The sequence below is a fragment of the Cellulomonas sp. IC4_254 genome, from assembly GCF_011603975.1.
In the GTDB taxonomy this organism is placed as follows: domain Bacteria; phylum Actinomycetota; class Actinomycetes; order Actinomycetales; family Cellulomonadaceae; genus Cellulomonas.
Window position 1 is genome coordinate 1 of record NZ_JAANNB010000138.1, and the last position, 10,739, is coordinate 10,739.

11 protein-coding genes are annotated in these 10,739 nt (G+C 76.0%); 3 read left to right on the plus strand and 8 right to left on the minus strand.

Translation table 11 applies throughout. From position 1 onward, the window contains the following. Positions 1-892: ribonuclease Z (locus G6556_RS13300; protein WP_205693454.1), on the plus strand; the 892-nt coding region annotated here is incomplete at its 5' end. Positions 893-972: 80 nt separating this feature from the next. Here G6556_RS13300 and G6556_RS13305 read toward each other — a convergent pair. The 3 genes from G6556_RS13305 to G6556_RS13315 form a co-directional block, all read right to left on the minus strand. Then, positions 973-1,338, minus strand: coding sequence for a nucleotide pyrophosphohydrolase (locus tag G6556_RS13305; RefSeq protein ID WP_166942157.1), 366 nt, complete (start codon positions 1,336-1,338; stop codon positions 973-975). 25 nt (positions 1,339-1,363) lie between these two features. Next, positions 1,364-2,434, minus strand: a complete 1,071-nt coding sequence (locus G6556_RS13310) for a phosphotransferase (RefSeq protein WP_166942160.1) — start codon at positions 2,432-2,434, stop codon at positions 1,364-1,366. Between the two features lie 199 nt (positions 2,435-2,633). Further along, positions 2,634-3,458, minus strand: coding sequence for an SDR family NAD(P)-dependent oxidoreductase (locus tag G6556_RS13315; protein WP_346774889.1), 825 nt, complete (start codon positions 3,456-3,458; stop codon positions 2,634-2,636). 135 nt (positions 3,459-3,593) lie between these two features. Here G6556_RS13315 and G6556_RS13320 point away from each other — a divergent pair, with 135 nt between their 5' ends. Further along, positions 3,594-4,874: an alpha/beta fold hydrolase gene (locus G6556_RS13320; protein WP_205693456.1), complete on the plus strand. Its 1,281-nt coding sequence runs from the start codon at positions 3,594-3,596 to the stop codon at positions 4,872-4,874. Between the two features lie 16 nt (positions 4,875-4,890). On the opposite strand, the gene G6556_RS13325 is transcribed toward G6556_RS13320, so the two are convergent. Beyond that, the gene (locus G6556_RS13325; RefSeq protein ID WP_166942166.1) at positions 4,891-6,651 is read right to left on the minus strand and encodes an alpha-amylase family protein; all 1,761 of its coding nucleotides are present in this window, start codon (positions 6,649-6,651) and stop codon (positions 4,891-4,893) included. Then, complete coding sequence (locus G6556_RS13330; RefSeq protein WP_166942169.1) at positions 6,648-7,709, minus strand: TIGR03885 family FMN-dependent LLM class oxidoreductase; 1,062 nt, start codon at positions 7,707-7,709, stop codon at positions 6,648-6,650. Before G6556_RS13330 ends, G6556_RS13325 begins: the two co-directional genes overlap by 4 nt. Before the next feature lie 140 nt (positions 7,710-7,849). On the opposite strand from G6556_RS13330, the gene G6556_RS13335 reads away from it, so the two are divergent. Continuing rightward, on the plus strand, positions 7,850-8,305 hold the full coding sequence (locus tag G6556_RS13335) for a hypothetical protein (protein ID WP_166942171.1): 456 nt from the start codon (positions 7,850-7,852) through the stop codon (positions 8,303-8,305). Here G6556_RS13335 and G6556_RS13340 read toward each other — a convergent pair. The 3 genes from G6556_RS13340 to G6556_RS13350 form a co-directional block, all read right to left on the minus strand. Continuing rightward, the gene (locus G6556_RS13340) at positions 8,293-9,075 is read right to left on the minus strand and encodes an FAD-dependent oxidoreductase (protein ID WP_166942174.1); all 783 of its coding nucleotides are present in this window, start codon (positions 9,073-9,075) and stop codon (positions 8,293-8,295) included. The two genes, G6556_RS13335 and G6556_RS13340, sit on opposite strands and share 13 nt — an antisense overlap. Continuing rightward, positions 9,068-9,268, minus strand: coding sequence for a hypothetical protein (locus G6556_RS13345; protein WP_166942177.1), 201 nt, complete (start codon positions 9,266-9,268; stop codon positions 9,068-9,070). Before G6556_RS13345 ends, G6556_RS13340 begins: the two co-directional genes overlap by 8 nt. A gap of 108 nt (positions 9,269-9,376) precedes the next feature. Further along, complete coding sequence (locus G6556_RS13350) at positions 9,377-10,702, minus strand: glycosyltransferase (RefSeq protein WP_166942180.1); 1,326 nt, start codon at positions 10,700-10,702, stop codon at positions 9,377-9,379. Positions 10,703-10,739: the final 37 nt, after the last annotated feature.

Here is a 10,739-nt window from a genome sequence, read left to right on the forward strand (position 1 = left end):
GGTGCGCGAGCTCGTCGTCCTCGGGACGGCCTCCCAGGTCCCCACCCGCACGCGCAACCACAACGGCTACGTCCTGCGGTGGGACCGCGAGGCGTACCTGTTCGACCCCGGTGAGGGCACGCAGCGCCAGCTCACGCTGGCGGGCGTCGCGCCGCCGTCGATCACCAGGATCTGCCTCACGCACGTGCACGGCGACCACAGCTACGGCCTGCCGGGGGTGCTGTCCCGCATGGTGCTGGACCGGGTCGAGCACCCGGTGCACCTGCACTACCCGGCGGAGGGCGAGGCCGTGGTGCGCGCGCTGGCCGGGCTGGCGACGCCGGGGCTCGACCTGCGGCTGCACCCGCACGCGACCGCCGGGGAGGTGGCCGAGGGTCTCACGGTCGAGCCGCTGCGGCACCGGGTGCAGACGTTCGGCTACCGGCTGACCGAGTCCGACGGCCGGACGCTGCTGCCGGACCGGCTCGCCGCGGCGGGGGTCGCCGGGCCGGACGTGGGCCGGCTGCAGCGCGACGGGCGGCTCGGCGCGGTCCGTCTCGAGGACGTCAGCGTGCCGCGCCGCGGGCAGCGCGCGGCGGTCGTGATGGACACGGCGCCGTGCCCGGGCGCCGAGGCGCTCGCGGACGGGGCGGACCTGCTGCTGGCGGAGTGCACGTTCGCCGACGAGGACGCGGACCTCGCGGCGGAGTACCGGCACCTGACCGCGGGCCAGGCGGGCGCGCTCGCGGCGGCGGCGGGGGTGCGGACTCTGGTGCTGAGCCACTTCTCCGGGCGGTACGAGGACCTCGGCGCGCTGGGGGAGCAGGCGCGGGCGCGGGCGGGGTCGGCAACGGTGCACGTGGCCCGCGACCTGGACCGGTTCGGCCTGCCGCGACGCCGCGCCGTCGCCTGACACCCGGCGGGTCCCCGCGGCGACGACCTGCCGGTCCCCGCCGCGACGACCCGCGACGACCCCCGACGACCCCCGACGGCTCAGTCGCGTCGCGGCGCGACCCCGCGCACCTCCGCGACGGGGAACCGCCGCCGGGCCTCGGCCTGCTTGTCCAGCGTCGCGGCGAGGACGTCGACGCCGAGCACGTCCGCCAGCCGCAGCAGGTAGACGAGCACGTCGGCGATCTCCTCGCCGGCGCGTCGGCGCCGCTCGGGGTCGGCGAAGTGCGCCACGGCGTCGCCGGCGGGCAGCCACTGCACCAGCTCGGCGAGCTCGCCCACCTCGCCGACCAGGGCCAGCACGAGGGACTTGGGGTCGTGGAACTGCTCCCAGTCCCGCTCCGCGCTGAACTCGCGGACGAGTGCGGTCAGCCGGGCGAGGTCGCCGGCGGGCTGTGCGTCGGTCACGGCACCCAGCGTGGCACGCCCGCGGTCAGGTGAGCAGCCAGGTCGGGGAGCGGAGGTAGCGCTCCGCGACGAGCACGGAGCCGGCGGGCTGCTCGGCCCGGAGCGCGCCCGACGGGCCGCCGCGGGGGTCGGTGACGGTCCGGCCGAGCACCTGCAGCCGGCGCAGCATCGACAGCGCGCAGGCGGTGCGGGCGTCCTGCCGGGTCAGCGGCCGCACGTCCTGGTACCCCGCCACCCAGGCCTGGGCGCGCTCGGGGGCGTCGGGCAGGTGCTCGACGTACGACAGCGCAGCCGCGAGGTCGAGGACGAACCAGGAGAACCCGCAGTCGTCGAAGTCGATGAGCGTGACGTCGTCCCCGTCGAGCAGCAGGTTGCCGGGCCGCAGGTCGGCGTGCACCAGGCCCCAGGAGTCGGGGGCCCGGGACGCGGCACGCAGGGCGTCGAGGGCGGCGTCCCGGGCCCGGCCCAGCAGCGCGAGGTCGGCCGCCGGGAGGCGCGCGTGCTCCCAGGCGCCCCACCGGCTGCCGGGCCCGACCAGGTCGGCCGGCTCCCACGTGGGCCGGACGAAGTCGAGCGGCCGGTGGTAGGCGAGGGCGTGCTCGTGCAGCAGGGCCGCGGTGGTGCCGACCCTGCGGTGCCAGGCGTCCGGGTGCTCGGCGTCCGCCAGCGCCTCGTCCAGCGACGGCCCCGGGACGTACCGCCAGGTCAGGCAGACCCAGTGCCGCTCGTCGTCGTCGGGGACCAGGGCGACGTCCCGGCCGTCGACCGGCGGGACCACGACGGGCACCCGGACGGTGCCCGCCTCGCCGAGCGCGGCCATCCACGCGACCTCGGACTCGACCGCCGCGGTGTCCTCCATGTAGGCGGGCGGCGCGACCCGGGTCACCGCGGCGCGGCGGCCGTCGACCGACACCCGGAAGGTGGCGTTGTGCGAGAGCGCGAGGAGGTCGACGGTCGTGCGCGCCGGGTCCCAGCCCCAGCCCGCGCAGAGGGCGGTGTGCAGCCACCGGGGCGCCGGGGCGCCGACGGTCAGCCGCCCGAACGGCGGGTCCGGCTCCGCGAGCCCGGTGCTCCCGAGCGTGTCGTCGGTCGTCATGGCCACCTGCCCCCGGGGTGCTCGCGTCGTCGCCGGGCCGTGCGGCCCGAGCCGAGTGTCGGGGCCCGCCGGTGGGCCGGGACAGGGGCCGGCCCGGGATTTCACGCAGGTGTCACCCGGGCCCGGCGGCGGTGACCGTGCGGAAACACGGCCGTCGCCGCGCCGCCTCAGACCGACCCCGGGACCGCCCGCGGACGGCTCAGACGCCGACGAGCGCCGCGCTGACGTCCCAGAGCCGGCGGGCGAGGTCGGCGTCCGCGGCCTGCGGCGGCGGGACGGCGGCGTGGCCCTGCTCGACGTACCCGCCCGGCGCCCAGTCGACCCCGGGCGTGCCCGCGGCGAGCGCCGCGAGGTAGCCGCCGCCCTGCTCGGGGGTGATGGTCAGCAGCCGGCGCAGGGGCGTGTGGTAGACGAGCCGCATCAGGTGGTGCGTCTCCTTCGCGAAGCTGGTCGCGACGATCCCCGGGTGGAACGCCACCGCCGCGAGCCCCCTGGACCCGTACCGGCGCTGGAGCTCGACGGTGTGCAGCACGTTCGCGAGCTTGGCGTCGCCGTAGGCCTTCGCGGGGCGGTAGCGGCGCTCGTCGCCCAGGTCGTCGAGGTCGATCCGCCCCCAGCGGCCGGCCGCCACGCTGGAGGTGGCGATCACGGACGCGCGGCTGGTCAGGAGGGTCGGCAGCAGCAGGTGCGTGAGCAGGAACGGCGCGAGGTGGTTCACCTGGAGGGTGCGCTCGAAGCCGTCGACCGTGACCGAGCGCGGACCCATGATGCCGCCGGCGTTGTTGGCGAGGACGTCGATCCGCGGGTAGGCGTCGCGCAGCTCGGCTCCGAGGCGGCGCACCTGGTCGAGCTCGGCGAAATCCGCGAGGTGGTGCGGGGCGCCGACCTCCGCGGCGACCGCGGCCGTCCGAGCCGGGTCCCGCCCGACCAGCGCGACGCGCTCGCCGTCGGCCGCCAACCGGCGTGCCGCGGCGGCGCCGATGCCGTCGCTGGCGCCGGTGATCACGATCGTCCGTCCGGGCACGGGGTCCTCCGGCATCGGGGTGCCGGCCCGGGTCCGGAGCGGTCCGCGACACCCTAGGGTGCTGCCGTGACCCCCGCCTCCCCGGCCGCCCGCCGTCGCGCCCGCACGTCCGCCGTCCGCACCTCCGAGCCCCGGCTGGTGCCCCCGGTGCTGGTCCGGGACCACCGGGTCCGGGTGCCCGTCGACCGCGAGGACCCGTCCCGGTACCCCACGATCGAGGTGTTCGCGCGCGAGCTCGTCGACCCGGCGCGCGACGCCGAGGACCTGCCGCTGCTGCTGTTCCTGCAGGGCGGACCCGGCGGGATGGGCCCGCGCCCGCTCGGCGGCGGCTGGTGGTCGACGGCGCTGCGCACCCACCGGGTGGTGCTGCTCGACCAGCGCGGCACCGGACGCTCCTCGCGGGTCGACGGGCGGACGATCGCGCGGTTCGGCTCGGGCGAGGAGGCCGCGGATTACCTGGCGTGCTTCCGGGCGGACGCGATCGTCGAGGACGCCGAGGCCGTCCGCCGCGCGGTGTACGGCGGGCGGCGCTGGGCCACCCTCGGGCAGTCGTACGGCGGGTTCCTCACGCTGACGTACCTGTCGCGGCACCCCGAGGCGCTCACCGCCTGCTACGTGACCGGGGGCCTGCCCGGCATCGGCGCCACCGCCGAGGACGTCTACGCCCGCACCTTCCCGCGCCAGGCCGCGCGGGTCGCGGAGTTCGCCCGCCGGTACCCGGAGGACGTCCAGCTGCTCGGGGCGCTCGCGGACCGGCTCGCGGCGGGGGACGTCGTGCTGCCCGACGGCGACCCGTTCACCGTGCGCCGGCTGCAGACGCTGGGCATGCCGCTCGGCATGAGCACCGGGGTCGACGCGCTGCACTGGCTGCTCGACACCGTCGACCTCGACGCCGACGGCGCCCCCGACGACGCGTTCGCGCTGGCGGTGCAGACCCAGACCGGCTTCGTCGCGAACCCGCTGTACGCGGTGCTGCAGGAGGTCATCTACCACCAGGGCGAGCGGGACGGCGGCTGGGCGGCCCAGGCCGAGCTCGACCGCCGGCCCGACCACGCGCCCGACGCCCGGCCCCTGGCCCTCACCGGCGAGGCGGTGTTCCCCTGGATGTTCGCTGAGGTCCGGGCGCTGCGGCCGTTCCGGGCGGCGGCCGAGGCGCTGGCCGCGCGGACCTCCTGGCCCGCGCTCTACGACCCCGAGCGGCTCGCCGCCAACGAGGTGCCGGTCGCCGCGGTGCAGTACGTGGACGACCCGTACGTCGACCTGGACCTCGCGCGCGGCACGGCGGACGCCGTGGGGAACGCGCAGGTCTGGGTGACGAACGAGTACCTGCACGACGGGCTGCGGGCCGCGGGCGACGTGATCCTGCCGCGCCTGATGGACCTGGCGGCGGGCCGCCGGACGGTCACCCGCCCCTGACCCGGCGCCACGGCGCTCAGAGCAGGCGGCGCGAGCCCGGGCGGACGACGCGCAGCCAGCGGTAGCCGTACGCCGGCAGCTCGACCTCGACCCGGCCGTCCGGGTCGACCTCGCAGGTGCCGTCCTCCAGCAGGTCGACCAGGCGGACCGGGTCGTCGTCGCCGGCGGCGCTGCGGGTGGTCGCCGTGCCGTCCGCGGGTCCCGCCTCGCCCGGCTCCCGGACCAGGTCGGGCAGTCGCAGCGGCACCGTGACCGCCTCGGGCCCGAGGTTGTGCACCGCGATCATCGACGCGTCCTGCCAGGTCGACCGGTGCGCCAGCACGGCGGTGTGCGGCTGGTCGAGGACCTCCGCGCGCTCCGCCCAGCCGAGCTCCGGGCACTCCCGGTACCGCCGGACGAGCGTCTTGACGAACGACAGCAGCGAGTCCGGGTCCCGGCGCTGGTCGGCGACGTTGACGTGCGCGGGCGCGTAGCCGCCGTCGGGGACCGGGCCGGAGAGCCGGCGCGGGGCGGCCGCCGAGAAGCCGCCGTTGCGGCCCGACGTCCACTGCATCGGCGTGCGGACGGCGAGCCGCCCGTCGGCGGCGAGGTTCTCGCCCATGCCGATCTCCTCGCCGTAGAACAGCACCGGCGTCCCCGGCAGGGTGAACAGCAGCGAGTACACCATCCGGATCCGGCGCGGGTCCCCGTCGAGCATCGGGGGCAGCCGGCGGCGCAGCCCGCGGCCGTAGAGCTGCATGTCCTCGTCGGGGCCGAACGCCGCGAACACCTCGGCGCGCTCGTCGTCGGACAGCTTGTCCAGCGTCAGCTCGTCGTGGTTCCGGACGAACGTGGCCCACTGCGCGTCGTGCGGGATGTGCGGGCGGTCCTGCAGCGCCTGCGCGAGCGCCCCGGCGTCCTGCCGGGCCAGGGAGAGGTACATCTGCTGCATGGCGACGAAGTCGAACTGCAGGTTGAGCTCGTCGCCCTCCGCCGAGCCGTCCCCGTCCTGGTCCCCGAAGAACAGCCGCTGCTGGTCGTACGGCAGGTTCACCTCGCCCATGAGGATCGCGTCGCCGGTCCGCCGGCTCAGGAACGACCGCAGCGCCTTGAGGAACTCGTGCGGGTGCTCGATGTCGTCGGCGGGGGAGTTCGCCGCGTCGGCCAGCATGAACGGCACCGCGTCCACCCGGAACCCCGCCAGCCCGAGCTCGGCCCAGTAGCCGACCACCTTGGCGATGGCGTCCCGGACCTGAGGGTTCGCGGTGTTGAGGTCGGGCTGGTGCCGGTAGAACCGGTGCCGGTACCAGGCCTCCGCCTGCTCGTCGTACGTCCAGATGCCCTGCTCCTGGTCGGGGAACACGACCTGGTCGCCTGTGGGCGGCGGCTCGTCCGTGCGCCACACGTAGAAGTCGCGGAACGGGTTGTCCGGGCTGCTGCGCGCGGCCTTGAACCACGGGTGCCGGTCGGACGTGTGGTTGACGACCAGGTCGGCGATGACCCGGATGCCGCGGTCCTTCGCGGTGCGGATGAGCTCGACCAGGTCGCCGGCGTCGCCGAGCCGCGGGTCGACCCCGAAGAAGTCGGTGATGTCGTAGCCGTCGTCCCGGTCGGCCGTCGGGTAGAACGGCATCAGCCACAGGCAGGTGACGCCGAGGTCGGCCAGGTGGTCGAGCCGCTGCACCAGGCCGGGCAGGTCGCCGACGCCGTCGTCGTTCCAGTCCATGAACGTCTCGACGTCCAGGCAGTACACGACGGCGTTCTTCCACCACAGGTCGCCGGTGTCGCGGATCCTCACGCGGCGTCCCCCTCCGTGCCGGTGCCCGCGTCGACCGCGCGCAGCGCCGGCAGCAGGTGCTCGGCGGCGAGGTCGATGAACGCGTCCAGCGACGACGGCGGGTGCGTCACCGTGGGCGCGGCGTCCTCGTGCTTGCCGTGGTCCGGCCGGACGTCCGTGGCGACCTGGTGCAGGTAGACCTCGTCGAACCCGACCTCGACCAGCTCCACCAGTCGGTCGCGCAGCCGGGCCGGGTCGTGCTCGATGACCACCCCGGTGCTCAGGGTGTCGTCGTCGACGGTGGCGGCCAGCTCGTCGAACGCCTCGGGCGTGGCGATGTCCCACGCGGCCGGCGGTCCGGCGGCGTTGCCCGCCCACTGCTCGCGCGCCAGCCGCCACGCCTCCTGCGGGTCCGACGCGTAGGACACGTGCACCTGCAGCGCGATCGGCCCGCGACCCCCGGCGTCCCGGTACTCCCCGACGACCCGGCGCATCGTCTCGACGTCCTGGTTCACCGTGACCAGGCCGTCCGCCCAGTCGGCGTGCGCCCGCGCGGTCTCCGGCGTCACGGCGGGGCCGATCAGGCGCGGCGGGACCTCCGGGAGCGTCCAGAGCTGCGCGCGGTCGACCGTCACCAGCCCGTGGTGCGTGACCTCCTCGCCGGCGAGGAGCGCGCGGATGATCTGCACGCACTCGCGCAGCCGGGCGTCCCGCTCGGGCTTGGGCGGCCAGGGGTCGCCGGTGATGTGCTCGTTCATGTTCTCGCCCGAGCCGAGCGCGACCCAGAACCGGCCCGGGTACATCGCCGCGAGCGTCGCGGCCGCCTGGGCGATGATCGCCGGGTGGTACCGCTGGCCGGGGGCGTTCACCGTGCCGAACGGCAGCCGGGTGGTGGCCAGGGCGGAGCCCAGCCAGGTCCAGGCGAAGCCGGAGTGGCCCTGGTTCGTGCCCCACGGCGCCCAGTGGTCGGAGCACATGGCGGCGTCGAAGCCCGCCTCCTCCGCGTGCTGGACCGCCGCGAGGAGGGCGGACGGGTGGACCTGCTCGTGCGAGCTGTGGAAGCCGACGCGGGTGGTCATGCCCCTAGTTCCTACCGGCTGCGGGGCGGGTCCGCGCGGTGAGCGGCCCGGCGCCCCCCCTCGCGGTGCAAGGGACGTCACAGCCGTGCTGGGCCCCTCGCCGCGGGTCGGCCCGAGCGGACGACGTAGGCTTCTGCGACGTGGCGACCTTCTCCGCCGTGACGCGCGCGCACATCCTCCAGGCCATCGCCGAGCACGACTCCCGCGGGGCCGAGGCCTTCCTCGGCGTCTACGGCTTCCCCGCCGGCGGCGGCTTCTTCCTCCACGAGGACCGCCCCTACCCGGCGACCGCGATCCTCGGGGTCGCGCACCGGTTCGCGACCGGGCGGCTCGCCGGCGCCGACGAGTTCCACGGCGGCGAGGAGGCGGCGCAGGCGCTGCTGGCCCGGCGCGGGTTCGACGTGCCGCAGGCCGCCGCGGCCGCACGCGCCGCCGCCCCCGGGCGGACGCGGTCGGCCGCGCCCAAGGCACCGAAGGCCCCGCGCGCCGCCGCGCCGCCCCGCGCCAGGAAGCCCGAGCCGGTCGAGTTCACGAAGACCTGCCCGACGTGCTCGATGGTGCTGCCGGGCACCGGCATCTGCGACTACTGCGACTGACCGACCTCGGCGACCGCCGGTCGCGGCCCGGGCACCCGGACCGTGTACCCGAGGTCGCCGAGCGCCTCCGCCGCTCCGGCCGGGTCGTCGCGCACGGCGGCGCGCAGCTGGACCGCTCGCCACCGCGCCCGGCCCGCGCAGACGGCCGCGCGCCAGCCGGGCCGGGTGTCGAGCCCGAACTCCCGGACCAGCATCTCGAGGACGTCCTCGAACGACGGGCGGAACCGGTGCCCGCCGAGCGGGAAGTGCAGCGTCGAGACGCGGGGCACCTGGCCCCGGCGGACCGCCGCGGTGCGCGCCCGGCCCCGCAGCCGGTGCCCGGCGGCGATCATCGCGAACACCAGCTCGTCACGGTGCCCGTGGACGTTGAGGTGGGCCGCCGGGACCTTGTCGTCCGAGCCGGCGTCGTAGTCGTACCGGAACAGCGGCTCGTCGGTGCCCTCCGCCGCGACGGACATGCTCGACCGGCGGACGGCGAGGAACCGCCCGGTGTGGTCCCAGCCGCAGTCGAAGGACGCGCGGAGCCGGAGCACGACCACGCCGTCCACTGCGAGCGGGACCCCCTTCGACGGGTCCTGCTGGACCATCTGGTGCGTCAGCGGCGTCGCGGTCGGGCGGACGACGAGCGTGCCCGGCGTGCCCGGCACGACGCCCCGCAGGGTGCTCCGGAGGTCGGCGGCGAACCGCTCGGTGAGGTCCGCCAGGGTCCCGCCGTCGAGCGGGTCGGCGGGTGCGGGCTCCCCGGCTCCGTCGGGTGCCCCGTCACTCACCGAGCATCCTGCCCAGCGTCAGGTACTCCTCGTACGCGATGCGCTGCTCGGGCGAGAGCTGCCAGGTCTCGTACCGCTCCTCGATCGTCTCGAGGTCGAGACCGATGCTCGCGAGCTCCTCCGCCCGCTTCTCGCGCATCTCCTCCGGGGTCATGATGACGAGCGTGCCGTAGCTCCTGGGAATGACCTGCATGTTCGTACCTCGGGCGTCGACGGGCGATCCCTCGGGGCGGCTGCCGGATCGACGTCGCTCACGCTAACCGGACCGTGCTCTGCCGTGTCCAGCCCCATTTCCCGGGCGTCACCCCCGCGCGGGCGCCACCGCGTCGACCGCCTCCAGGATCTTGTCCAGCACCACCGCGCGGTCGAACTGCAGCGCGAACTCCCGCGCCGCGTCCGCCCACTCCTCGCGCTCGGCGCCGGTGACGCCCAGCGCCCGGTCGAGCGCCGCCGCGATGGCCGCCGGGTCCTCGACGGGCACGATGATCGCCGTGTCGCCGACGGCCTCCGGGATGCCGCCGGTGTCGGTCGTGATGACGGGCCCGCCGCCGGAGAGCATCTTCTCGACGAGGGCGATGCCGAAGGTCTCGACGAACTCCGGCCGCGGCTTGCTCGGCAGCACGTAGGCGGCGGCGCCGGCCATGAGGTGCGGCTTCTCGTCGTCGGACACGTCGTCCAGGAACAGCACCCGGTCGGCCACGGGCGAGGCCGCGGCGTGCGCGCGCAGCTGGGCGGCCTCCGGGCCGTTCCCGGCGATGACGAGCCGGTGCGTGCCGGGCGCCCCGCTCGCGGCGTAGCCGTCGATCAGGTCGTCGACGCCCTTGGCCGCGGCGAGCCGGGAGAGGTAGAGCACGTAGCCGTCCCGGTCGAGCCCGCGCGCCCCGAGCACGGCGTCCGTCTCGGCGTCGTCCCGCGCCAGGTACTGCGCGACGTCGACCGCGGGGTAGGAGATCCGGACCCGCTCCCGGCACTGCGCCGCGAACGTGGTGCCGTGCTTGGCGTCGAGCGCCTCGGCCTCCGTGACGATGAGGTCGCGGGTGTACTCGGACACCGCGAGGCAGACGTCGTGCTCCAGGTAGGACGCGAGCACGTGCGCGGCCGCGCCGAACTGGTCGGCCTCGACGCAGGCGCGCACCACGTTGGTGACGTCCGAGCCGACCGCCTCGGCGACGGTCGTGACGTTCACCGGCAGGCCGGTGCGGCGGGCGACGTGCACGGCGTCGGCGACGGCCGTGGCGTGCGGGCTGAGGTACAGGGAGAGCGCGACCGTGGGGACGCCGTCGGTGAACAGCTCGACCAGCCGGCCGATGAGCCCGGCGACCCAGCGGCCGTCCGGCACCTTGTAGTCGCCGACCGGGCCGGGGCGCTCGACGACGACGCCCTCGCGGTACGGCAGGACGCGGTCGAGCGGCTTGAGCGGGAGGCCCGCGGCCTGCAGCCGGTCGATCGGCCAGGTGACGATCCGGACCTCGTCGAACCCGCGGTCGAGCGCCGCCTCGGCGAGGTTCCGGGCCTCGCCGGAGTGGCCGCAGATCACCGGGTCGGCGCGCACGACGATGACCAGCCGGCGGTCGACCGGGCGCGCGGGGGCGCCGTCGGCGGCGGTGCTGAGGGTGGTGTCGGTCACGGCGTGCCTCCGGGGTGTGGGGCGCGGTCTGCGCGGG